Here is a 22488-nt window from a genome sequence, read left to right as displayed (position 1 = left end):
TCGGCAGACCTTTGGCAGGCCTCATCAATTGCTGCTCGCACCATAGCGCTGAAGTGGCCTATGATAAGAGCCACTTTCGATCATCTTGATTGGTCCACTATGCCCCGTCTGCGCGCCACGATCAGCATCCCTTCGCTCGGCGCGGTCGACCGCGCCGCCGGGCAGGTCGGGCGCCAGATCGCGCAGGCCCTGCGTGCCGCGATTGCGAGCGGCGAACTGAAGGCCGGGGAATTCCTGCCGTCGACGCGCGCGCTGTCGGCCTCGCTCGGCGTTGCGCGCGGCACGGTCACGGAAGCCTTCGAGCAGTTGCTGGCCGAGGGCTATCTGGAATCGCAGGTCGGTGCCGGCACCCGCGTCGCGCCGACGCTTGCCGAGCAGGCACGGCCCGTCATGGTCGATCGCAGCCCGAACGAATCGGCGCCGATCCAGTTGCCGCCGCGCGCGGCGCGGCTTGTCAAAGTGGCGGCGGCCTTCACGCCGATGCCGGAAATCCCGTTTGCGATCGCAGTCCCCGGCGGCGCGGTCGCGCCCGACGACCAGTGGCGCCGCCTCGGCAACCGCGTGCGCGCATCGCGCACGGCGGCGCCGGCGAGCTATGGCGATCCGCGCGGCCTGATGGAGCTGCGGCAGGCGATCGCCGACTATGTGCGCAAATCCCGCGCGGTGCATTGCGAGCCCGAGCAGGTCGTGATCACGGCCGGCACCCAGCAAGGCCTCTATCTCGCCGGCCGCGTGCTGCTGTCGTCAGGCGACCGGGTCTGGGCCGAGGATCCCGCCTATCCCGGCATGACGGCGGTGCTCGACGATCTCGATCTCCTCACCACGCGCGTATCGGTCGATGCGCAGGGCATCGACGTCGAAGCCGCGGTCGCCGCATGCCCGCATGCGCGCGCGGCCTTCGTGACGCCCTCGCATCAATATCCGCTGGGCATGCCGATGAGCATGGCCCGCCGCAACGCGCTGGTGGCGTGGGCGCAACGACATGATGGGTGGATCGTCGAGGACGATTACGACAGCGAGCTGCGCTATGCCGGGCATCCGTTCCCGTCGATGCAGGGCCTCGCGCCATCGCGGGTGATTTATCTGGGCACGCTGAGCAAGGTGCTGTTTCCCTCGCTGCGGCTCGGCTATGTCGTGGCGCCTTCGCCGCTGATCGACGCTTTCGCCGGCGCGCGGGCGCTGCTCGACCGGCATTCGCCGACCGCCGATCAGCATGTGCTGGCGGCCTATATGCGCGAGGGGCTGTTCGAGGCGCATATCAGGCGGATTCGCGGCGTCTACGCCGCACGGCGTGCGACGCTGATCGCGGCGCTGACGCGTCACATGCCTGGTGACGTCACGCTGCAGCCGAGCGACCAGGGCATGCATCTGCTGCTGTGGCTGCCAGAGCGCTTCGACGATGTGCAATTGGCAAAGGCCGCGCTCGTCGCCGGCATCGTCGTGCGACCGATTTCACCGATGTACCAGGCCGCACCGCGCTCCGGCCTCATGCTCGGCTTCGGCGGATTCGAACCGGAGGAGCTGGAGGCGGCGGCGCTACGGCTGCGGTGCGTGATCGATCAACACACGTCACAGCGGCGCGCCAAGCCACGCCGTACTGAGGCCTCACACTAGTTTTGCAGCTTGAACTTTACTGCTCGAACGCAGCCTTGAGGCGGTTGAGCTGCGGCACCAGCGGGTTGCCGATCGTTGAGCGATCCGGCGCCGGCGCGTGGATCGTGGTGTCGAGGCGGCGGACGCGCGCCTGCAGATCCATCGAGCGGGCGATCAGCTGCTGCAATTGCTCGGGCAGCTTGGTCACCATGTCGACGGGACCGGGATCGGCGGCCGACAGCTTCACCTTGGTCTTTTCGCGATTGGCCTGGGTCAGCGTCATCTCGCCTTCCTTGACCGCGCGATGCAGCAGCAGCCAGGACGCGAGCTGCATCAGCCGCGTGGTCAGGCGCATGCTTTCGGTGGCATAGGTCAGGCTCACGGACCGTTCGAGCGCCTTGGCCTCGGCACGCCCGTCACCGTCGAGATAGGCGGCGGTCTGCTCGACCAGGTCCATGCCTTCCCGGAACAGCACGCCGAATGCCGCAGAATTGGTCAGCCGTTCACTGAACAGTACAAGCCCGGCTTCGCTCTGGGAACGATCGGCCATGGTTAACGCCCTCACACCACCGTAACGCCCGCTGGCATCTGACGCGCCAGCTTATGATGAACAAATCATTGCGCGGGCGCGCCGAAGAGTCCAGCCGCAACCGGATTTATGGTTTCCAGCCGATAGGACGCACAAAAAAGAGCCGCCGTTTCCGGCGGCTTTTGAAGTTGATAACAGGGAGGCGTCAAACAGAGTGGACAGGAGCCACTCGGTGTCCAAACGAGGACAATGCAGTCATAATCGAGAAAGCTTAACCGATCGTAAATGAACGGATTTCTTGACGCTTTGTTTGCCATGTCGGCCATTGACCTAGTTTGGGACAGGTCTCTTCGTAGCCCGGACGGAGTCAACGGTTCGCGCGAACGCGCTCGATGACAGGCCCCGCGAAATCCGGTGGCGCGTGTCTTCTTCCCCCTGAAAGGGGGAAGGTCGGGATGGGGGTCAGCCGCAGGCGACGGCGTATCTGGAGAGAGCGGATCCCCACCCGCTTTGCTCTGACGAGCAAAGCGACCTCCCCTTTTCAAGGGGAGGTGGAGCAGCGTAGCCCGGATGGAGCGCAGCGCTACGACTTGAAGAACGCGTTGGCGGCGTCCTTCGACGCGCGCTTCTTCGTCATCGCCTCCTTCAGGCGATCGACCTCGGCGTTGAGCAGCGCGATGCGCTCGGTCAATTCCTCGACCGACAGCAGCGAGAGATCCTGTCCGATCTCGTGGCTGATTTTCTTCCGCGGCCGGTCCTCATCCTCAATCGGCATGTGTCTTCCCCGCGATGCTGATCTGGCGCCCTGCGCCCAGCGATGATAGATATCCGTCCAGAGGAGAATTTTGCAGTGACTTTCGTGTGCGTGCAACATCTGACGCGAATGCCCCGGCCCGACCGCAAGGAGTCTGACCGGACGGGATAGTTGCGCGCCTGCGCGCCAGGCATGAGCCGACCCCAAGCCCTTCCGGTCACGCGGGAGGGCTTTTTGATTGTCCGATTTGATTTCGTCGGAATTTCTCTTGGGGGTCGGCAGCACCAAACGCGAAAGACCCTAACCCATGACCAAAATTCTCATCACCAGCGCCCTTCCCTATGTGAACGGCGTCAAGCATCTCGGCAATCTGATCGGCTCGCTGCTGCCCGCCGACGTCCACGCCCGCTTCCGCCGCCAGATCGGTGACGACGTGCTCTTCATCTGCGCCACCGACGAGCACGGCACGCCGGCCGAGCTCGGCGCCATCGAGGCCGGACAGGATGTCCGCGCGTTCTGCGCCGCGCAGCACGCCATCCAGGCCGACATCTACCGGCGCTTCGGCCTCTCCTTCGATCATTTCGGCCGCACCAGCTCGCCGCACAATCATGCGCTGACGCAGCACTTCTATCGTCGGCTCGATGACGCCGGGCTGATCGAAGCACGCACCTCGCGACAGGTGTTCTCGCCGGCCGACCGGCGCTTCCTGCCCGACCGCTACGTGCTCGGCACCTGTCCGCATTGCGGCGACGCCGGCGCGCGCGGCGATCAATGCGACCATTGCGGCACGCTGCTCGACCCGCCGGACCTGATCGATCCGCGCTCGGCGCTGTCAGGCGACCGTGCGCTCGAGATCCGCGACAGCCGTCATCTGTATCTGCGCCAGTCGCATCTGGTCGAAAAAATAGGCGCATGGATCGACAGCCGCACTGGATGGCCGCCCTTCGTGGTGTCGACCGCGAAGGGTTGGCTCAATGCGGAGCTGCGCGACCGCTGCATCACGCGCGATCTCGCCTGGGGCATCGCGGTGCCGTGCGAAGGCTTCGAGGGCAAGGTGTTCTATGTCTGGTTCGATGCGCCGATCGGCTACATCGCGGCGACGCAGGAATGGGCCGACGCCGCGCCGGGCCGCGACTGGCGGCAATGGTGGTGGCAGGCCGACGATGTCAGCTACATCCAGTTTCTCGGCAAGGACAACATCCCGTTCCACACCGTGAGCTTTCCGGCGACGCTGATCGGCTCGGGCGAACCGTGGAAGACCGCCGATGTGATCAAGGGATTCCACTGGCTGAATTACGAGGGCGGCAAGTTCTCGACCAGCCGAAAGCGCGGCGTCTTCACCGATGCGGCGATTGCGGAATTGCCGGCCGATCTCTGGCGCTGGTGGCTGATCGCCAACGCGCCCGAAAGCGCCGACACCGATTTTGGCGTCGCCAGGTTCGTTGCCGACGTGAACAAGGATCTCGCCGACATCTTCGGCAATCTTGCCAACCGCATCATCAGCTTTGCGCATCGCGCCTTCCACGGCCGCTTTCCCGAAGGCGGCGTACCGGATGATGCCGAGCGACAGCTGGCGCACGATCTGGAGCAGCGCATCGCAGCGCTGCACCGCCACCACACCGCACTGGAGTTTCGCGCAGCGGCGGCCGCGACCCGCGCGATCTGGGACACCACGAACGCTTACCTGCAGCACGCGGCACCATGGACGGCGATCAAGTCCGATCCGGCACGCGCGGCGGTCATCACCCGCACCGGGCTCAATCTTGTCGCGCTCAGTGCGACGCTGGCGTGGAGCATCGTGCCTCACCTCGCGGCGCGCGTGCTCGGCGCGCTCGGTCGGAGCGATACCGTGCCGCGCTGGCCCAATGGCCCACTCCTCCCGCTGCTGGATCGTGGCGCGGGCACGCCGGTCGCAAGGCTCGGCCCGCTGGTCGAGAAAATCACGCCTGAGAGAGCCGGCCAGCTCACGGCGCGGTTCGGGGCTTAATGGCGTTTCGCTTCGGTGGAAAAGGCGGTATGCCATCCGCCAATCCTCTCCACTGACCAGGGACCGACCATGCCAAACCTGCCCGCGCAAATGACCGTCGTCGCCATCAGCAAGCCGGGCGGCCCTGAGGTGCTGGTGCCGGAGACCCGTGCGGTGCCGGTGCCGAAGGCCGGCGAGATCTTGGTCAAGGTCGCGGCCGCCGGCGTCAATCGTCCTGACGTCGCGCAGCGCTCCGGCTCCTATCCGCCGCCGCCCGGCGCCAGCGACCTGCCCGGCCTCGAGATCGCGGGCGAAGTGGTCGCGCTGGGCGAAGGCGCAAAGCACAAGATCGGCGACAAGGTGATGTCGCTGGTCGCCGGCGGCGGCTACGCGCAATATTGCATCGCGCAGGACGCGCAGGCGATGACCGTGCCGCCCTCGCTGTCGATGCAGGAAGCCGGCGCGATTCCGGAAACGCTGATGACCGTGTGGCACAACGTGTTCGAGCGCGGCGCGCTCAAGGCTGGCGAAATGCTGCTGATTCATGGCGGCTCGTCGGGCATCGGCACGATGGCGATCCAGCTCGCCAAGGCGTTCGGCGCCAAGGTGATCGTCACCGTCGGCTCGCAGGACAAGGCCGATGCCTGCCTCAAGCTCGGCGCCGATCACGCTGTCAATTACAAGACCGAGGATTTCGTCGAGGCGGTGAAGAAGGCCACCGGCGGCAACGGCGCCGATGTCATCCTCGACATGGTGGGCGGCGACTATATCGACCGGAACTACGACGCCGCCGCGGTCGAGGGCCGCATCGTCCAGATCGCGTTCCTGTCGGGAACACCGAAGGCGACGGCCAATTTCGCCAAGCTGATGGTCAAGCGGCTGCACCACACCGGCTCGACCCTGCGCCCCCGTAGTAATGCGGACAAGGCGGCGATGGTCGCGGCGATCGAGGCAAAGGTGCTGCCCTTGCTGCGCGAAGGCCGCGTCAAACCGCTGATGGACAGCACATTCCCGCTGGAAAAGGCCGCCGACGCGCACCGACGCATGGAGACCAGCGAACATATTGGCAAAATTGTGTTGGCGATTTAACCCTCGCGACGGAAGCAGGGGCGGAAACCCTTTGATTCCCTTCGCTTTCGTGTCATTTATCGCGCCACCGCCGGGCCGGTCGCCGGGCCCGGTCAGTTTGTCGATCGCGGAGTACTGACATTGCGTCTGATCAGGTGCCTTGCGCTGCTCGCGCTGGGCCTCATGATGTTTGCCGCCGCGCCTGCCGCGTATGCGATCGACGCGGTCAGCGTGCGCAGCGATGCGCCGGCGATCGATCTGACGGCGGTTCTCGACCATCAGCGCAGTGAAACCGACCGCATCCAGGTCTCTACTGCACCCGGAACCGACGGCATCGTGCGCCGCATCGAGGTTCGCGCCCGCGAAGGCGGCCAGAACTGGGTGGTGTTCGCGCTCGCCAACAACACCGACGACCAGCTCGACCGCCTGATCGTCGCGCCGCACTACCGCATCGTGTCGTCCGGCCTGCTGTGGCCCGACCTCGGCCTGTCGCGCATCGCCACCATCACGCCGTCGGTCGGCGATCGTCCCGAGCGGCAGGAGAGTCCAACCGCCGACGTGTTCCGCATTACGCTCGATCCCGGCGCCGTCGTCACCTATGTCGCGGAACTGCGCACCGACAAGCTGCCGCAGCTCTATTTGTGGGAACCCGACGCCTACAAGGACAAGGTCAACTCGTTCACGCTGTACCAAGGCATCGTGATCGGCATCTCGGGCCTGCTCGCGCTCGTGCTCACGATCTTGTTTGTGGTCAAGGGCAGCATCATGTTCCCCGCCGCCGCGGCGCTGGCCTGGGCGGTGCTGGTCTATATCGGCGTCGACTTCGGCTTCTGGGGCAAGGTGCTCGACATGTCGAACAACGCCGAGCGCGTCTGGCGCGCGGCGGGCGAGGCGATCCTCGCGGCGACGCTGCTGGTGTTCCTGTTCGCCTATCTCAATCTCAGTCGCTGGCACGTCCGCTACTCGCACATCACGATCGGCTGGCTGGTCTTCCTCGGCTCGCTGGTCGCACTGGCGCTGTTCGATCCCGCGGTCGCCTCCGGCATCGCGCGCATGTCGCTGGTGATGATCGCCTTCGCCGGCTTTGCGCTGATCGTCTATCTCTCGACCCACGGCTTCGACCGCGCGGTGCTACTGATCCCGACCTGGTTCCTGCTGGTGGTCTGGGTGGTCGCGGCCGGCATGACGGTCGCAGGCTCCGTCACCAACGACATCGTCGGCCCCGCGCTGCTCGGCGGTCTGGTGCTGATCGTGATGCTGATCGGCTTCACGGTGATGCAGCACGCCTTTGCCGGCGGCGGCGCCACCACCGGCGTCGTCTCCGATGTCGAGCGCCGGGCGCTTGCGCTGACCGGCTCGGGCGACCTGATCTGGGACTGGGACGTCTCCGCCGACAAGGTGTTCACCAGCCCCGAGACCGAGGCCCTGCTCGGCCTCAAGCGCGGCACGCTGGAAGGCCCCGCTGCGAAATGGCTCGAAGTGCTGCACCCGCTCGACCAGGACCGCTTCCGCGCCGCGCTCGACAGCGTGCTCGACCAGCGCCGCGGCCGCCTGGTACAGGATTTCCGGCTGCGCACGCCCGACGGCCATTTCATGTGGTTCGCGCTGAAGGCCCGGCCGGTTGTCGGCTCCGACGGCGAGGTTTCGCGCGTGGTCGGCACCCTGACCGACGTCACCGAGTTCAAGAACTCCGAAGAGCGGATGCTGCATGACTCCGTGCATGACAATCTGACCGGCCTGCCGAACCGCCGGCTGTTCATGGACCGCCTCGGCGCGGTGGCGAATCTCGCCAAGACCATGCCGAACCTGCGGCCGACCTTGATGGTGATCGATCTCGACCGTTTCAAGCAGGTCAACGATTCCGTCGGCATTGCGGTCGGCGATTCCATTTTGCTGACGCTGGCGCGGCGGCTGACCCGCATCCTCAAGCCGCAGGACACGCTGGCGCGGATGGCCGGCGACCAGTTCGGCCTGATCCTGCTGTCGGAGCAGGACCCGGCGCGGATCACCAATTTCGCCGAGACCATCCGCAAGACCATCCGCGCCCCGATCGCGTTCAACGACCGCGAGATCTTCCTGACCGCCTCGATCGGCCTTGCGCTGTCCGACCCGGCGGCGCCGCTGACCGACGAGATCATCAAGGACGCCGAGCTTGCGATGTATCATTCCAAGCGGATCGGCGGCGACCGCATCGACGTCTACAAGCCGGCGATGCGGGCGCGCAAGACCGACCGCCTGACGCTGGAGAGCGACCTGCGCCGCGCCATCGAGCGGCAGGAGATCACGATCCTGTACCAGCCGATCGTGCGGCTGGAGGATCGCGCGATCGCCGGCTTCGAGGCGCTGGCGCGCTGGGACCATCCCAAGCTCGGCCGGATGTCGCCGTCGGAGTTCATCAACGTCGCCGAGGAGACCGGCCTGATCGTCGATCTCGGCATGTTCGTGATGGACCAGACCGCGCGCCAGCTCGCGGTGTGGCAGCGCGCGATGCGCTCGCGCGAGCCGATCTTCGCGTCGGTCAACGTGTCGTCGCGACAGCTGCTGCGCCACGATCTGATCCACGACATCAGAACCGTGCTGTCGCGCTCCTCGGTGGCGCGCGGCACGCTGAAGCTGGAACTGACGGAATCGCTGGTCATGGAGAACCCGGAGCACGCCGCCCAGATGCTGGCGCGGATCCGCGAGCTCGGCACCGGGCTGTCGCTCGACGATTTCGGCACCGGCCACTCCTCGCTGTCCTATCTGCAGCGTTTCCCGTTCGACACCATCAAGATCGACCAGTCCTTCGTCCGCACCACGAGCCGCGGCACCCGCCCGGTGATTCTGAAATCGATCATCGCGCTGGCGCACGATCTCGGGATGGAAGTGGTCGCGGAAGGCGCCGAGACGGATTCGGATGCCGTCGAGCTCTACCAGCTCGGCTGCGAATACGCCCAGGGCTTTGCCTTCGGCGAGCCGATGGACGCGGATGCGGCGACCCGGCTGCTCACCGAGGAACGGCTGGAAGCCGCGAGCTAAGCTCGGTCAAGTAAGTTAGCATCGATCTTGCAGCGGGCTCGCTGCACCTCTCCCGCTTGCGGGGGAGGTCGCTGCGCGTAGCGCAGCGGGTGGGGGCTCTCTCCACGGAACGACTCGCGTGTTCAACCGGCATGATTCCCGACATTTTGGACCGGCATGATCCCCGACAGTTTGGGTTAAGCGGTCTGTTCACCCGGTTCGCGCAGCCCCTCACGCGGCGGAGCGAACCGGGTGAACAGACCGCGGCGGTCGATGAGACCGACGTCGAGGTCGCAGAAGCGGACGACGTGGTCACCGGTATCGAGTTCGGCGATGCCGACAAGTTCGTTCACCAGCGCCTGACCGATAAAGACGAACTTGCCTTTCCATTTGATCTCTCCGTTGCCGCGAACACGGCGGGCCTGGTGATTGGCGTCATACCAGGGGTCTTGCTCGCGATCCGGCATGGTGCGTTGAGATGCTCGATAGGCGTCTTCCGGCGGCCGTTGGCCCAGCGCTTCGTGAGGACGTTCCCTATTGTAATGCTCTCGGAAGGCGTCAAAGCGGGCCTGTTGCTCCGACGCATTATCTGCCGGTGGGCTCGATGTTTGCGCCTTCAAGGTGCGATGCATGCGCTCATGGCGACCGTTCTCCTGCGGCGAGGCCGGACGGATGAAGCGCGGCGTAATGCCGAGCTTCAGCCACCAGACCGACAATGTGGTGAGACCGCCGGCGCCGCGCGAGCCGAACGGCGAACCATTGTCGCAGCGGATTGCCCGCGGCAGGCCATGCTCGCGGAAAGCTCTTTCGAAGCGGGGGCGGACGCCCTCGGTCGTCGGTGCGACGATCTGCAGTTCGATCAGGAAGCGGCTGTGGCTGTCGGCCACCGTCAGGGGATCGACCCGGCACTGGTCGCGGGTGCGAAACCAGCCCTTGAAGTCCACGCTCCACTCGTCGTTCGGCTCCTGCACCGGCGTGCAGGGACGCCGCTGGTCGAGCGGACGGCGACGGCGCTTCACCGGCGAGATCAGCCCCGCGCGCTTGAGAATGCTCCCAATCGTCGACGCCGCCGGCCAATCGATCTCCGGCGCCTGGCGGTCGAGCAAGGCGAGCAGCTTGCGCGGTCCCAGATAGGGAAAGCGCTGCCGAGCCGCGATCACCTTCTCTGCAATCGCTGCATCGGTCGTTTGTCGGCATTGCTGCGGCGCGTGCGAACGGTCCCTGAACCACTCCGGATCGCCGCTCTGCTTCCGCTGGCGCCATGCGTAAAACGTGTCGCGGCAGATACCGTGACGGCGGCACAACTCCGACACGTTCCAGTTCCCGCTCTCGTACTCCATAAACATCCGGATACGCTCTTCCATCCGACTGGTCTCTCTGAACGGCATCGTCGGGCCCTCCCGCCGATGCTTCTAGAAACCTGTCGGCAATCATGCCGGTCTAAACTGTCGGGTATCTATCCGGTCTGTACCACTCCGACACGTTCCAGTTCCCGCTCTCGTACTCCATAAACATCCGGATACGCTCTTCCATCCGACTGGTCTCTCTGAACGGCATCGTCGGGCCCTCCCGCCGATGCTTCTAGAAACCTGTCGGCAATCATGCCGGTCTAAACTGTCGGGTATCTATCCGGTCTGTACCGCGGAGAGAGCCCCCACCCCAGCCCTCCCCCGCAAGCGGGAGAGGGAGCGCACCTTCTCCGCCATGACTGTCCGACCTTACAGGATCGCGCCTCAGCGCGGCTTGGGCATGCGCTTGAACTTGACGCTCTTGCCGTCGGCCTGACGGGTGGCGATGTAGCCGCCTTCGAGGCAGGCCTCGCGTTGCGGCATCTTCTCCTGCGGGCTGCGCAACGTCTCCCACCACGAGGCCCGGTGTGCGGCGCGCGGCAGCGCCGCGTCGATGATCGCCTCGATCTCCTCGAAGGTCAGCACGAATTCGGGCAGATGCTGCTTCTTCAGATAATCCCGCAATGCGTCGTAGTCGTTCACAACGTCCTCGATGACAAAAGTCCGGCAACCACCCGTTAACCCATTCGGCGGCTGCTGTCGCCATTTAAGGCGACAACAAGATTTCCCGTTGCATGACGGCGCATTGGAGCGGGACATGCCATTTCGACGGGGAAACGACGCAAGGCGGCGCTGGCGGCTATCGGCAAAGCTGCTGATCGCGGCGTCGGTTGCGACCGTCCTCGGCTTCTCCGCGGTCTGCGCCGGCGTGATGTTCGACATGCGCCGCGGCGAGGAGGAACTGGCCCGCCGCACCCTGGAGAATCTGGCGTCGGGCATCGAGGCCGACATCAGCCGCAACATCGAGCTTTACGACCTGTCGCTGCGCGCGGTCGCCAGCAATCTCGAGATGCCGGAGATCCGCAATATCAGCAAGGAGCTGCGCCAGCTGATCCTGTTCGATCACGCCGCGACCGCAAAACATTTCGGCGCGATCCAGGTGTTCGACACCAGGGGCAATTTGACCATCGACGCGGCGAGCCTCGATCCGCGGCCGGAGAACCGCAGCGACGAGGAGTATTTCACGGTCCAGCGCGACAATCCCGATGCCGGCCTTTACATCAGCCGACCGATGCTGCATCGCGGCGCCTACGCCATCGTGCTGAGCCGGCGCATCGTCGGCGAGGACGGCCGCTTCCTCGGCGTCGTGGTCGGTTCGATCCGCTTCAGCTATTTCCACGATCTGTTCGGGCGGCTGAGCCTCATGCCGGGCGACACCATCACCGTGCTGCGCAACGACCGCACCATCATCATGCGGACGCCGTTCGATCTCGACGTGATCGGCAAGAACCTCGCGGAGCAGCTGGACTGGAAGGCCGAGAACCTGAAGGTGGGCGGCGCGTTCTCCGGCAAGGGCCCGGTCGACGACACGCCGCGGCTCTATGTCAGGCGCAGCAGCACCGGTCCGCTTTACGTGGTGGTCGGCAAGCCGCTCGAAGCCGTCTTCAACCTCTGGCGCACCGAGGCCATTCGCATCGGCGCGATCATGGCGTTTCTGATCCTGTTCGTGCTCAGCGCAACGCTGGTGCTCGCCCGCGAGATCGTCCGCCGCGCCGACGCCGAGGACAAGCTCGAGGAGATGGCGACCACCGACGCCCTCACCGGCTTGAAGAACCGGCGCAAGTTCGACGGCGAGATCGAACGCGAATGGCGCCGTGCCGGCCGCTACGGCCAGCCGGTCGCGCTATTGATGATCGATGCCGATCATTTCAAGGCCTACAATGACACCTATGGGCATCAGGCCGGCGACCAGGTGCTGGTCGGGATCGCGATCTGCATTTCGGACGCGGTGCGCCGCGCCGGCGATTGCCCGGCGCGCTTCGGCGGCGAGGAATTCGCCGTGCTGCTGCCCAACATGACCGCGCTCGAGGCCTTCAATCTGGCCGAGACCATCCGCAACAAGGTCCAGCAATGGTGCGCGGGCGAGCTGATCACGACAGTCAGCATCGGCGTCGCCAGCATGCGGCCGACCGCGGGCCAGCAATGGTCCGACCTGATCGAGGCCGCCGACAGGGCGCTCTACGCCGCCAAGGCCAACGGCCGCAACCAGTCGGTGCTCGCAACCGTGCCGAAGATCGCGCTGGTGGCGTAGGATCGGAGTCGGCAGCGAAGACACTGGCCGCACGTCCAATCAAAGTTCGTCGCGCAATCTCTCCGCATCGTCGTCCCGGCCTAGTGCGCAATTGCGCACGGGGGCCGGGACCCATAACCACCGCATGTGATTGTGAACGGGATTGTGGCCCCAGTCGCGCGTAACAATGAGCAGTTGGGGTAATGGGTCCCGGCCTTCGGATGTGGCACGCCCAGTGGGTCCTACATCCGCACCCGAAGCGCGTTGCGCCGGCGCCAACTCAGCCCCGCCGCTTCTTCTTCGGCTTCTTGCCGAACTTCGGTTTCGCCGACACGTCCGGCCACTGTGTGACGCCGCCCTGGCCCGACTTTCCCCGATGCTTCTTTTTCTTCCCGAACCGTGGCTCGTCGCCGGATTTCGGCTTGAAGCCTTTTCCGTCCCGATCGGATCGGGCCGAGTCCCTGGATTCCTTTTTTGACGCGTATTCGTGACGCGAACCGCTCGCGGCTTCGCTCGAAAACGCTCTGGCCTCGCGATCCGGCTTGCCGCCCCGCCTTGCTGCCCCCTCGTCGGCGCGCGGCGCGCTGTATCCGCCGTCGTCATTGTCGCGCCAGGGCTTGCGCGCCGGCTTCTCGCGCGCCTCGCCCTGCGGTGCGCCCGCCAGCGGCTCGATGCGGATGCTGTCTTCCTTGTCCGGGCGCTTGATCTTGACCGCGAAGGAATCCGCGACCCGCGCGGCGATCTCGAACTCGGTGGTCGTGTCCATGATCTTGATCGCGCCGATGTCGCGCTTGTCGATGCCGCCACGGCGGCAGATCATCGGCAGCAGCCAGCGGGCTTCGGCATTCTTCCGGCGTCCGATCGCGGCGCGGAACCAGACGGTCGCCTCCTCCATGCCATGACGCGCGGATGACTTGCCGGTCTTCGATCGCGGCCCGGCGGCACGATCATCGCGCCGCGAGGCGCGCTCGCCGCGGCGATCGTCGCGGTCCCGGCCGCGTCCCTCGCCGGGATCGAGAATGTCTTCGGGCGCCGGCAGCCGCGCGCGATAGAGCCGGGCGAGCGCTGAGGCAATCGCCTCGGGCGAGCGTTCGGCGAGCAGGGCCTGCGCCAGTGCCAGATCATCTGATGTCGCCTCCTCGGAGAACACCGCATCCTGCAGCAGGCGATCATGGTCGAGCTTGCGGATCTCCTCCGCCTGCGGCGCGGAGCCCCACACCACATCGATGCCGGCGAGATCGAGCAGCAATTCGGCGCGCCGCCGCCGTGCCGGCGGCACCAGCAGGATGCTGACGCCCTTGCGGCCGGCACGGCCGGTGCGGCCGGAGCGATGCTGCATGACCTCGGGATCTTTCGGCAAATCCGCGTGAATGACGAGATCGAGGCTCGGCAGATCGATGCCGCGCGCCGCGACGTCGGTCGCGACGCAAACCCGCGACCGTCCGTCGCGCAACGCCTGCAGCGCCTGGGTGCGCTCGTTCTGGGTCATTTCGCCCGACAGCGCGGCGACGGAGAACCCGCGCTCAAGCAGCGCCGCCTGCAAATGCCTGACGGCCTCACGGGTGTTGCAAAACACCAGCGCGCTCGGCGCCTCATGGAAACGCAGCACGTTGACGACCGCGTGCTCGACATCGTCGGCGGCCACCCGGATGGCGCGGTATTCGATATCGGCATGGCCGCCTTCGTCGCCCGCGACCTCGATCCGGAACGCCTGCTCCTGATACTGCTTGGCGAGCGCGACGATGCCGCGCGGGAACGTCGCCGAGAACAGCAAGGTGCGGCGGGTGTCCGGCGTGGTCTCGAGGATGAATTCCATATCCTCGCGGAAACCGAGATTGAGCATTTCATCGGCCTCGTCGAGCACGACGACCTTGAGTCCCGAAATGTCGAGACGGCCGCGCCGCAAATGGTCGCACAACCGGCCGGGCGTCCCGACCACGATGTGGGCGCCCTCGGCAAGCTCGCGCTGCTCGCGGCGCGGATCCATGCCGCCGACGCAGGAGACGACGCGGGCATCGGCATGCTCGTAGAGCCACGCAAGCTCGCGCTGAACCTGCAAGGCGAGCTCGCGGGTCGGCGCGACGATCAGGGCCAGCGGGGCGGCAGCCGGCTCGAACCGCTCGGCGCCGTCGAGCAGGTCCTTTGCCATGGCCAAGCCGTAGGCAACGGTCTTGCCCGAGCCGGTCTGGGCTGAAACGAGGAGATCACGGTCGACGGCGTCGTCCGCGAGCACGGCGAGCTGGACAGGGGTCGGTTGATCGTAGTTGCGCTCAGCCAAGGCGCGGGCGAGCGGCGAACTTGTGGTCGGAAAGGGCACGAGATGGGAAACCTTGATTGGTCCGGGCGCAGAACGTCGAGCGGGACGACCTGGAGCTGCGTGCCCGGCAAGCGGCACAACCGCATGACGATTTGGGGTGCTTTACGCCAAGAAGCGCCAAATCGCCATGCCCCATCGCAGAAAAGCTGAGGCGCGGATCAGGCGGGCTGCCCGATCGGGGCCGTAGGGCCGGTCAGCGCGATGGCGCGTCACGGCTTGAGAGGTCAAGAGGGAACGGCAGCGGGACGAGCGCCGTTGTGGCACTCCTCTTGAGGCGGCATCACTTCGCCTTGAGCGCCTTCTCGTGGCTCTCGAGCGCCGCTGCCATCAGCTTCGGCAATTGCGCGGCATAGACCTCGATGAAGGTGGCATCGCCGCAGGCCTCCGGATCGCGCGCGGCCTGCTCGGCGATGCGCGCGGCCCTGGCCTCGCATTTCGCGAACATGTGCCAGAACCAGTCGGCATTCTTGCCGAGTGCCGGCTTGTTCTTCTTGATGACGGCGGCGCCGACCGCGCTCATCGCGCTGACGACGCCGGCGCCCAGCGTGCTGATGGCGCGCGCGTTAAGGATGTCCTCGCGCCCTTGCGCGGTGGCGTTGGTCGCGGTCGCTCGTCCCTTGGCCGGCATGCTGTGACCTCCTTCGATCCCGGTGGCGGGCGCAGCATCGGCCGCGGAAGTTGAGGAAGGCTCAAGGGGCATGGTTGAAAACCGCTATGGATTTCATTCCGGTTTTATGCACTTCCGAGCGATCGGACCTGGAGGGGAGTTTTGCCCTCGCCTCCGCCGCGAGAATCCGTCAGGTGCCGTTACCCTTTGGCGCCGTGGTTTTTGCTGATCTCAGCCCCTGTCCTTCATCCGGCTGCGGTGCGCGGCCTGCTTGGCGCGGTTGCCGCAGATCGCCATGCTGCACCATCGGCGCGCCCGCGCCCGCGTGTGGTCGGCAAACATCAGCGTGCACGCCGGGCCCTCGCACGCCTTGATGTCGGAGAAGCTTTCCTCGCAGACGACCCTGGCCATCGCTTCCCCAATCGGCAGCAGCAATGTTTCGGCCGAGCGCCAGCGCCGCGTCCGCTCCAGCGCGAAACCGTCATCGCCGTCCTTTTGGCGATGCGCCACGATCTTGCTGAACGCCTGATCGCTTTCCAGCAGCCGGTTCAGCGGCTCGAGCTCCTTGAGCGCCCGCGGCGTCAGCGGCCGGCCCATATGCTTGCGGACGAAGCCGCGGAACCATTCGCGCAAATCGCGGGCCTGACCGGCGGCATTGTCGAGCGCGCCAGGCGTCGCGCGCGCCTTGAGCTCGTCGAGCACAACGGGCGGCACCAACTGCGCCTGCGCTAGCCAGCGCAACAGGCCGTCGCCATCGGCGATCCAGTCCACCGGCGTATCGACCGGCGTCGCGATCGAATTGATGAAATCGAGGCCCAGGCTGTCTGCGATGAACATCGCGGGCGGATGGGATTGCACGGTGACGCCCTCCTGGCGGCTTTCTGGCGGCTTCCTCAGCTACGGAAATAGTAACCTGATAAAATTCATTTGACAAGTTACGAGCCATGGACCATAAGCGCAGTAACCTATCAAATAGCATTTTGACGGTTACCGCCTAAACTGGCCTGAGACGAGGGAACGGACAATGTCGAACGAGAATGTCAGCGTGGTGCTTGCCCATGGCGCGTGGGCCGACGGCTCGAGCTGGGCGCGGGTGATCACGGCGCTCGACGCCGAGGGCATTACGGCGGTGGCGGCGCCGCTGCCCCTTAACTCGCTCGCCGATGACGTCGCCGCGCTGAACCGCACCCTGGACCGCGTCGCGGGCCCGGTGGTGCTGGTTGGCCATGCCTATGCCGGCGCCGTGATTGCCGGGACCCGCTCGCCGCACGTCAAGGCGCTGGTCTATGTCGCGGCGCTGGCGCCGGACGAAGGCGAGACGGTCGCCGACGTCTTCTACCGGCTGCCGCCGCATCCGTTTGCGCCCAAGCTTGCGCCCGACGCCAATGGTCTGATCTGGCTGCCGGAGTCCGCTTTCGCAGCGGCCTTCGCGCAAGGCGCGCGGTCCGAGGACCTCGCGGTGCTGGCCGCGGTGCAGCGGCCGATCTCTCCGGCCTGCATCACCGTGCCGGTCGGCCGCCCCCTGTGGAAGGACGTCCCGAGCTGGTTCCTGGTTGCCGAGGACGACCGGATGATCGCGCCCGAGACCCAGCGCAGCATGGCGGCGCGGATGCAGGCGACCGTGCGCTCACACCCCGTCGATCATACCCCGATCGTCACCGCGCCGAAGCTCGTCACCGACATCATCCGGGAGGCGGTCAGTGCGGTCGCCGGGCAGATCAATTCCTGAACTCGCAAACCACGCCACCACATCACGATCACAAGGACTGACAGATGTCTCAGGTCAAATACCGCACCGCCGATGTCGATGGCTTTAGCATCTTCTATCGCGAAGCCGGTTCGCCCGGCGCGCCAAAGCTGCTGCTGCTGCACGGCTTCCCGAGCGCGGGCCATATGTTTCGCGATCTGATCCCGCAGCTCGCGGACAAATTCCACATCGTGGCGCCGGATTTGCCCGGCTTCGGTCAGTCGGACATGCCGCCGCACGACAAGTTCAACTACACCTTCGAGAGCATCGCCGGCGTCATCGATCGCTTCACGGAGGTGATCGGCTTCGATCGCTTTGCGGTCTATGTGTTCGATTATGGTGCGCCGACCGGCTTCCGCATCGCGGTCAAGCATCCGGAGCGAATCACGGCGATCATCTCGCAGAACGGCAACGCCTATGAGGAAGGCCTCAGCGACGGCTGGACTCCGATCAAGGCCTATTGGCAGGATCCCTCGCCGGCGAACCGCGACGCGCTGCGCGCCTTCCTGACGCCGGACACCACGCGCTGGCAGTACACCCACGGCGCATCAGATCCGCAAACGGTGTCGCCCGACGGGCAGAACCTCGACAATTACTACATGGCGCGGCCCGGCGCCCACGACGTGCAGCTCGATCTGTTCGGCGATTACAAGAGCAACGTCGCGCTCTACCCCACCTTCCAGAGTTACTTCCGCACCCATCAGCCGGCGTTCCTCGCGGTGTGGGGCAAGAACGATCCGTTCTTCCTGCCGCCGGGTGCCGAGGCGTTCAAGCGCGACAACCCGAAGGCGGTCGTCAAATTCTTCGACACCGGCCACTTCGCGCTGGAGACGCATGCCGCCGAGATCGCGCAGGACATCCGCGAGTTCCTGAGCCGCTGACGTCGCGCACCGCGAAGGCCGAGGAACTCTTGCCCCAGCTGGATTGTTGGAAAGCGGATGCAATAACTCAGGAGGAAACGCGCATGAGAAACCTGTTATTGGCCGGTGCATTGGCGGTTGCCGGTTTCGCTGTCGCCACGCCGATCTCCATCACGCCCGCGTCAGCTCAAGTTGCCGTCGATACTCCGCTCGGCGGCGTGAGGGTGGGCCCCGAGCCGCGCTACTACCGAGACTACGATCGACCCGCTTATCGCGCCTACGGATACGATCGCGGATATCGCGGATGCCGCACCGTTACGATCGAGCGCGACGACGGTTCGGTCCGCAGGGTCCGCCGCTGCGACTAGAGCTTTTCCCGTTCCGATGGAATCGGAACGGGGCTCTAGATTCTTGTTTTGACGCGTTTTCTTCACGCGAACCGGTATCCACTTCGCTCGAAAACGCTCTAGCAGAACCGGACTGACAAGATCGCCCCCGACGCTCACAAGGGCGTCGAGCCGGCCCTCGCAATCAAGGAAGCGGGAGCCATCCACTCAGGCCGCCGCAGCCGGCGGCCTGCTTCATTTCGCGAATGCGCGCGCTCGCTCGCAGCCTATGCCGCCGTGACGCGCCAGATCACATTGCCGACATCGTCGGCCACCAGCAGCGAGCCGTCGGGGCCGAGCGCGACGCCGACCGGGCGGCCGTACGACACCTTCTCGTCGGGCGCGAGGAAGCCCGACAGGATGTCGCGCGCCGGCCCTGCGGGACGGCCGCTCGCGAACGGCACGAACACCACCTTGTAGCCCGACAGCGTCGAGCGATTCCACGAGCCGTGCTGGCCGATCACCATGCCGTCGGGGAATCCCGGCAGCGTGCCCTGCGGCATCCAGCACAGCCCGAGCGAGGCGGTATGGCCGCCGAGCGCATAGTCCGGCTGGATCGCCTTGGCGACCATCGCCGGATCCTGCGGCACGCGATCGTCCACCGTCTTGCCCCAGTAGCAATAGGGCCAGCCGTAGAAGCCGCCGTCACGCACCGAGGTCAGATAGTCGGGCGGCGTCTCGTCGCCGAGGCCGTCGCGTTCGTTGACGACGGTCCAGAGCACATTGGTGGTCGGCTCCCAGGCGATGCCCACCGGATTGCGCAGGCCGCCGGCGAAGATGCGGCTGGTGCCACCTGCGAGATCGAGCTCGTAGATCGCGGCGCGGCCTTCCTCGACTGCAAAGCCGCTCTCGGCGATGTTGCTGAGCGAACCGACACCGGCATAAAGCTTCTTGCCGTCGGCGCTCGGCAGCAGGCTGCGCGTCCAGTGCCCGTCGGGCTTGAAGCTGACGAGCTTGCGTCCCTGCGCGGTGATGCGATCGGCGCCGGCAACATAGGGAAACGCCACCACGCCGTCGGTGTTGCCGACATAGAAGGTGTCGCCGACCAGCGCCATGCCGAACGGCTGGCTCAATCCTTCCATGAAGGCACTGCTGCTTTCGGCGACGCCGTCGCCATCGCGGTCGCGCAGCAGCGTGATGCGGTTGGCGCTGACGCCGAGCGCCGCGGCGCGCCGCATCGTCGCCTGCATCGCGTAGTGGAAGACGCTGCGCGGTGTGCCAGCGATCTGCGTTGCCTCCGCGATCAGCACGTCGCCGTTGGGCAGCACGTTGATCCAGCGCGGATGATCGAGCCCGGCCGCAAATGCGTTGACCTTGAGCCCGGGCGCGGCGACCGGCTTCTGGTCCTTGTCCCAGCCCCGCGCCGTCGGCATCTTGAGCGTCGGGATCGCGCCCTGCGGTTTGGCCTGCGGGATCTCTGGCGCGCTGCCCCAGGCGGGCGCGGGCTGCGCGCCCTGCATCCGCCGCCACGCCAAGGCGCCGGCCCCGATCGCCGCGACGACGCGGGCAAAAACTCCAGACGTGCTCATGAACTTCCCCTGTATTTGCGCCGTGTTAGCGCGCCCTGTCATTCCCTTGCCGGCCGGCCGCGGCACCAGCAGCATTCGCATAATGCCGGCCCTGATGACAGTAGTTATACGATCTTCGCAGCCGCGCACGAATCAGGGAGACTGGCTGCACGCTCCCTTGTCAGGGCGTTTTCCTCCCTGGACCTTGCCCGCCGCAGTGGCGGGCTTCCTTTTACGAACCGCCCGGTTTTTCGAGGCGCCGCTCGCGCATGCGCCGTTATAGCCATGGAAGCATAACGGGCCGGCGATGCGATGCATCCTGCCGGGCAGAGCCCGGCCGGAGCGCAAGCCCCTTCACAAGAACCTGATCCCACGCTCGCGCAGATTTGCCATTGCGAGATGCATGGCAGATCGGGAACGCCGCTCCATGGCGGTCGTTGGTCGAGACACCAGCAAGGAGAGTGTGGATGCAACGAAAGACCAAGATATTGTCCCTCGCCGCGGCGTCCCTGATCGCAACAACGGCAGGCGCGTTCGCACAAGGCTACTATCCTTACGGGAACCCTGGTCCGAGATACTATGGCGGCCCCCGCTATCAGGCCGTGCAGCCTGATGTGATGTACTCTCCGGCGGAGCCGGGCTGGTACGGTTCATTCAACGGCACCAATCACCCGACGCCGAGCTCAACCCAGGGCGACGTGGGTCCTGAAGGGAACAACAATGGGACGCTGACCGGCGTCTACAGGCGCTGGTAGCCACGCAAAATTGAAGGCCCGTCGCCCGGATCGAGCGACGGGCCTTTTTTGCTGTTCCACGTTCCACGTGACGCTAGGCTTTTCTACGACGTCGAGGCCGTTTACTTCACCATCGCGCCGTAGACGATGTCCTGCACATTCTCGCGATAATATTTGCGCAATTCGCCCGGCGCCGCGGTTCCCACAACGACGACAAGGCGCTCCTTCGGATCGCAGAAGAACTGCGTGCCGTAGGCGCCGTTCCAGGTGAACTCGCCGGGGCTGATCCCGGTCGACGCCGAGTTGAAGCGCGATACCGACGCCGCCAATGAAGCGATCAGCCTGCAAAGCGTGATGCTGCAGGTCGCCAACACCGGAAGTCTCGGCCTCGTCATCCTCGATGCCTGCCGCAACAATCCGTTCGCGGCGAAGATGAGCCGCTCGCTCGCCGCCCGCGCCGCTGCCGGCAGCGGGCTCGGCCGCATCGAGCCGGTCGGCAATGTGCTGGTCGCCTATGCCGCGCGCGACGGCACCACCGCGCTCGACGGCGACGGCCGCAACAGCCCGTTCGACGCGGCGCTGCTCCGCAACATCGAGACGCCGGGCGTCGAGGTCACCTTCATGTTCCGCAACGTCCGCGACGACGTGATGGAGGCGACGCGCAACGCGCAGCAGCCGTTTGTATACGGCTCGCTGTCGCGCAAGGCGATCTATCTCGTGGCCGCGCCGCCGGCCGACACGACCAGCGTGAAACAGGCGAACGCTGCGCCGGCGGCCGCCGCATCGTCGGCGCCATCGGCGACGTCAGCCGGCGCGGCACGATGGTGCAGCCGCAAGCCTCGCCCCCCTTCATAGATCCAGTTCACCCGTCGCCGGATAGACCACCGTGCCGTCGCCCTGGACGACGGCGCCTTCGGTGAGACGGGCGGGCTCGAGGCGGCCCTCCCCCATGATGTGGACGACGGTCTCGCCGGACGCGATCAGATAGTCGGCAACGATGCGGCGGTGGCAACGCCACCACACCGCTTCCGAGCACATCATCGCACAGCGTTGCCGGCGTCCCTCGTCGCGCAGATGCTGGAGCGCCGCATGGAACTGCGGCGACAACGCATAGTCGGCGTAGTTGTGAAAACTCTCGTTGCTCCAGAATCCATTGACGGACGGCGGCACGCTTCGCGCCTTGCCGCGGAGCCCGCCGAGATCGGCCAGATGCTCATACGAGATGCCCGCGGCCTTGAGCGGCTTGGGCAGCGTATCCTTGTTGAACTGCGGATTGGTCCGCGACCGCGGCACCGTTCGGATGTCGACGATGCGCTCGATCGCGGCCGCGCCGAGGAGAGCGATGAAATCCTCGAGGCTGCGGGTGGAATGACCGATCGTGAAGAACGGAAGCGCCGCGTCTTTGCTAGGCATGATGCAGCGCGCTGCCCTTGTGGGCCGCGACGTGATCGGTCTTGTCGCTCTTGATCTCGTATTGCGGATCGGCGTCCGAGGCGCGGTGGGTGTGCCCCTTGTAGTCGAAATCGCGGGTGTGAACCGCGATGATGGTGCCCGAGACGCGGCCGGCCTCGGAATTCCAGCTGACGTGATCGCCGACCTTGAATTTCCTGGCCATCGTTGCAGGCTCCTTCAGGCGCGAGATTGATCGTACGATACGCCGCCAATCGACGGCACGGGACCAAAAAAGCCCGCCGGAGCAAACGAACTGGCAGCCGGTCAAGTTCCCGCCTCGCGTTGGGGGTTCAAGCGGCTCCCGGCGCGCCGGACATTTTGATGGCCCTTGGAGCACGTAAGTTCAACCAGGATTTCATCCGCGCAAGGATATGTCGAATCGCCGGGACTG

The 22488-nt window shown here is 65.8% G+C and carries 21 protein-coding genes; 10 read left to right on the top strand and 11 right to left on the bottom strand.

The genetic code is table 11. The annotated features are described in order from the left end of the window. The first annotated feature begins 99 nt into the window (after positions 1-99). The gene (pdxR, locus tag JEY66_RS04940; protein ID WP_018268975.1) at positions 100-1614 is read left to right on the top strand and encodes a MocR-like pyridoxine biosynthesis transcription factor PdxR; all 1515 of its coding nucleotides are present in this window, start codon (positions 100-102) and stop codon (positions 1612-1614) included. Positions 1615-1630: 16 nt separating this feature from the next. On the opposite strand, the gene rcdA is transcribed toward pdxR, so the two are convergent. Both rcdA and JEY66_RS04930 read right to left on the bottom strand, forming a co-directional pair. Then, positions 1631-2143: a protease adaptor protein RcdA gene (rcdA, locus tag JEY66_RS04935; RefSeq protein WP_016845226.1), complete on the bottom strand. Its 513-nt coding sequence runs from the start codon at positions 2141-2143 to the stop codon at positions 1631-1633. 562 nt (positions 2144-2705) lie between these two features. Beyond that, complete coding sequence (locus tag JEY66_RS04930; RefSeq protein ID WP_016845225.1) at positions 2706-2897, bottom strand: DUF1192 domain-containing protein; 192 nt, start codon at positions 2895-2897, stop codon at positions 2706-2708. 286 nt (positions 2898-3183) lie between these two features. On the opposite strand from JEY66_RS04930, the gene metG reads away from it, so the two are divergent. The 3 genes from metG to JEY66_RS04915 all read left to right on the top strand — a co-directional run bounded on the left by metG (position 3184) and on the right by JEY66_RS04915 (position 8928). Further along, positions 3184-4863 (top strand): methionine--tRNA ligase, encoded by a 1680-nt coding sequence (gene metG / locus JEY66_RS04925; RefSeq protein WP_016845224.1) that lies wholly within the window; start codon positions 3184-3186, stop codon positions 4861-4863. A gap of 69 nt (positions 4864-4932) precedes the next feature. Then, on the top strand, positions 4933-5931 hold the full coding sequence (locus JEY66_RS04920) for an NAD(P)H-quinone oxidoreductase (protein ID WP_016845223.1): 999 nt from the start codon (positions 4933-4935) through the stop codon (positions 5929-5931). Between the two features lie 120 nt (positions 5932-6051). Continuing rightward, positions 6052-8928, top strand: a complete 2877-nt coding sequence (locus JEY66_RS04915; RefSeq protein ID WP_018268976.1) for an EAL domain-containing protein — start codon at positions 6052-6054, stop codon at positions 8926-8928. A gap of 176 nt (positions 8929-9104) precedes the next feature. Here JEY66_RS04915 and JEY66_RS04910 read toward each other — a convergent pair whose 3' ends face one another. Together JEY66_RS04910 and JEY66_RS04905 are read right to left on the bottom strand one after the other, a co-directional pair. After that, positions 9105-10271, bottom strand: coding sequence for an integrase core domain-containing protein (locus JEY66_RS04910; RefSeq protein WP_244620959.1), 1167 nt, complete (start codon positions 10269-10271; stop codon positions 9105-9107). 369 nt (positions 10272-10640) lie between these two features. Continuing rightward, positions 10641-10898, bottom strand: coding sequence for a DUF7662 domain-containing protein (locus JEY66_RS04905; protein ID WP_018268978.1), 258 nt, complete (start codon positions 10896-10898; stop codon positions 10641-10643). Positions 10899-11013: 115 nt separating this feature from the next. Between JEY66_RS04905 and JEY66_RS04900 the strand changes: the two genes are divergently transcribed. Next, positions 11014-12507, top strand: a complete 1494-nt coding sequence (locus tag JEY66_RS04900; protein WP_018268979.1) for a GGDEF domain-containing protein — start codon at positions 11014-11016, stop codon at positions 12505-12507. 259 nt (positions 12508-12766) lie between these two features. On the opposite strand, the gene JEY66_RS04895 is transcribed toward JEY66_RS04900, so the two are convergent. The 3 genes from JEY66_RS04895 to JEY66_RS04885 all read right to left on the bottom strand — a co-directional run bounded on the left by JEY66_RS04895 (position 12767) and on the right by JEY66_RS04885 (position 16247). After that, the gene (locus tag JEY66_RS04895) at positions 12767-14803 is read right to left on the bottom strand and encodes a DEAD/DEAH box helicase (RefSeq protein ID WP_018268980.1); all 2037 of its coding nucleotides are present in this window, start codon (positions 14801-14803) and stop codon (positions 12767-12769) included. 280 nt (positions 14804-15083) lie between these two features. After that, complete coding sequence (locus JEY66_RS04890) at positions 15084-15431, bottom strand: hypothetical protein (protein WP_016842933.1); 348 nt, start codon at positions 15429-15431, stop codon at positions 15084-15086. A 210-nt stretch (positions 15432-15641) separates the two neighbouring features. Beyond that, a complete protein-coding gene (locus tag JEY66_RS04885) occupies positions 15642-16247 on the bottom strand; it encodes a CGNR zinc finger domain-containing protein (RefSeq protein ID WP_016842934.1) in 606 nt (201 codons plus the stop codon). A 187-nt stretch (positions 16248-16434) separates the two neighbouring features. On the opposite strand from JEY66_RS04885, the gene JEY66_RS04880 reads away from it, so the two are divergent. The 3 genes from JEY66_RS04880 to JEY66_RS04870 all read left to right on the top strand — a co-directional run bounded on the left by JEY66_RS04880 (position 16435) and on the right by JEY66_RS04870 (position 18385). Then, positions 16435-17139 carry an alpha/beta fold hydrolase gene (locus JEY66_RS04880; RefSeq protein WP_016842935.1) on the top strand — a complete coding sequence of 235 codons (705 nt, stop codon included), beginning with the start codon at positions 16435-16437 and terminating at the stop codon, positions 17137-17139. Between the two features lie 44 nt (positions 17140-17183). Then, positions 17184-18038, top strand: a complete 855-nt coding sequence (locus JEY66_RS04875) for an alpha/beta fold hydrolase (protein ID WP_016842936.1) — start codon at positions 17184-17186, stop codon at positions 18036-18038. A gap of 83 nt (positions 18039-18121) precedes the next feature. Beyond that, positions 18122-18385, top strand: a complete 264-nt coding sequence (locus JEY66_RS04870; RefSeq protein WP_137483532.1) for a hypothetical protein — start codon at positions 18122-18124, stop codon at positions 18383-18385. Between the two features lie 245 nt (positions 18386-18630). On the opposite strand, the gene JEY66_RS04865 is transcribed toward JEY66_RS04870, so the two are convergent. Beyond that, positions 18631-19932 carry a PQQ-dependent sugar dehydrogenase gene (locus JEY66_RS04865; RefSeq protein WP_026191895.1) on the bottom strand — a complete coding sequence of 434 codons (1302 nt, stop codon included), beginning with the start codon at positions 19930-19932 and terminating at the stop codon, positions 18631-18633. A 446-nt stretch (positions 19933-20378) separates the two neighbouring features. Here JEY66_RS04865 and JEY66_RS04860 point away from each other — a divergent pair, with 446 nt between their 5' ends. Further along, entirely contained in the window at positions 20379-20666 is a 288-nt protein-coding gene (locus JEY66_RS04860) for a hypothetical protein (RefSeq protein ID WP_075969423.1), read from the top strand. A gap of 101 nt (positions 20667-20767) precedes the next feature. Here the strand turns inward: JEY66_RS04860 and JEY66_RS04855 are convergent, their stop codons facing one another. Continuing rightward, positions 20768-20974: a hypothetical protein gene (locus JEY66_RS04855; RefSeq protein WP_016842939.1), complete on the bottom strand. Its 207-nt coding sequence runs from the start codon at positions 20972-20974 to the stop codon at positions 20768-20770. Here JEY66_RS04855 and JEY66_RS04850 point away from each other — a divergent pair. After that, a complete protein-coding gene (locus JEY66_RS04850; protein WP_018268982.1) occupies positions 20949-21500 on the top strand; it encodes a caspase family protein in 552 nt (183 codons plus the stop codon). The two genes, JEY66_RS04855 and JEY66_RS04850, sit on opposite strands and share 26 nt — an antisense overlap. On the opposite strand, the gene JEY66_RS04845 is transcribed toward JEY66_RS04850, so the two are convergent. Together JEY66_RS04845 and JEY66_RS04840 are read right to left on the bottom strand one after the other, a co-directional pair. Beyond that, the gene (locus JEY66_RS04845; protein ID WP_016840516.1) at positions 21495-22058 is read right to left on the bottom strand and encodes a DUF488 domain-containing protein; all 564 of its coding nucleotides are present in this window, start codon (positions 22056-22058) and stop codon (positions 21495-21497) included. The genes JEY66_RS04850 and JEY66_RS04845 overlap by 6 nt on opposite strands. Then, positions 22051-22260, bottom strand: a complete 210-nt coding sequence (locus tag JEY66_RS04840; protein ID WP_016840515.1) for a hypervirulence associated TUDOR domain-containing protein — start codon at positions 22258-22260, stop codon at positions 22051-22053. Before JEY66_RS04840 ends, JEY66_RS04845 begins: the two co-directional genes overlap by 8 nt. Positions 22261-22488: the final 228 nt, after the last annotated feature.

This window comes from Bradyrhizobium elkanii USDA 76 (assembly GCF_023278185.1).
In the GTDB taxonomy this organism is placed as follows: Bacteria; Pseudomonadota; Alphaproteobacteria; order Rhizobiales; family Xanthobacteraceae; genus Bradyrhizobium; species Bradyrhizobium elkanii.
The sequence above is the reverse complement of the archived record's forward strand: the minus strand, read 5'-3'. Positions and strand labels throughout refer to the sequence as shown.

Coding starts and splice junctions, on each gene's coding strand:
- JEY66_RS04870 (WP_137483532.1), top strand. CDS start 18,122: ATGAGAAACCTGTTATTGGCCGGTGCATTGGCGGTTGCCGGTTTCGCT.
- pdxR (WP_018268975.1), top strand. CDS start 100: ATGCCCCGTCTGCGCGCCACGATCAGCATCCCTTCGCTCGGCGCGGTC.
- JEY66_RS04910 (WP_244620959.1), bottom strand. CDS start 10,271: ATGGAAGAGCGTATCCGGATGTTTATGGAGTACGAGAGCGGGAACTGG.
- JEY66_RS04920 (WP_016845223.1), top strand. CDS start 4,933: ATGCCAAACCTGCCCGCGCAAATGACCGTCGTCGCCATCAGCAAGCCG.
- JEY66_RS04930 (WP_016845225.1), bottom strand. CDS start 2,897: ATGCCGATTGAGGATGAGGACCGGCCGCGGAAGAAAATCAGCCACGAG.
- JEY66_RS04885 (WP_016842934.1), bottom strand. CDS start 16,247: ATGTTCATCGCAGACAGCCTGGGCCTCGATTTCATCAATTCGATCGCG.
- JEY66_RS04900 (WP_018268979.1), top strand. CDS start 11,014: ATGCCATTTCGACGGGGAAACGACGCAAGGCGGCGCTGGCGGCTATCG.
- rcdA (WP_016845226.1), bottom strand. CDS start 2,143: ATGGCCGATCGTTCCCAGAGCGAAGCCGGGCTTGTACTGTTCAGTGAA.
- JEY66_RS04845 (WP_016840516.1), bottom strand. CDS start 22,058: ATGCCTAGCAAAGACGCGGCGCTTCCGTTCTTCACGATCGGTCATTCC.
- JEY66_RS04865 (WP_026191895.1), bottom strand. CDS start 19,932: ATGAGCACGTCTGGAGTTTTTGCCCGCGTCGTCGCGGCGATCGGGGCC.
- metG (WP_016845224.1), top strand. CDS start 3,184: ATGACCAAAATTCTCATCACCAGCGCCCTTCCCTATGTGAACGGCGTC.
- JEY66_RS04860 (WP_075969423.1), top strand. CDS start 20,379: ATGCAACGAAAGACCAAGATATTGTCCCTCGCCGCGGCGTCCCTGATC.
- JEY66_RS04880 (WP_016842935.1), top strand. CDS start 16,435: ATGTCGAACGAGAATGTCAGCGTGGTGCTTGCCCATGGCGCGTGGGCC.
- JEY66_RS04875 (WP_016842936.1), top strand. CDS start 17,184: ATGTCTCAGGTCAAATACCGCACCGCCGATGTCGATGGCTTTAGCATC.
- JEY66_RS04890 (WP_016842933.1), bottom strand. CDS start 15,431: ATGCCGGCCAAGGGACGAGCGACCGCGACCAACGCCACCGCGCAAGGG.
- JEY66_RS04840 (WP_016840515.1), bottom strand. CDS start 22,260: ATGGCCAGGAAATTCAAGGTCGGCGATCACGTCAGCTGGAATTCCGAG.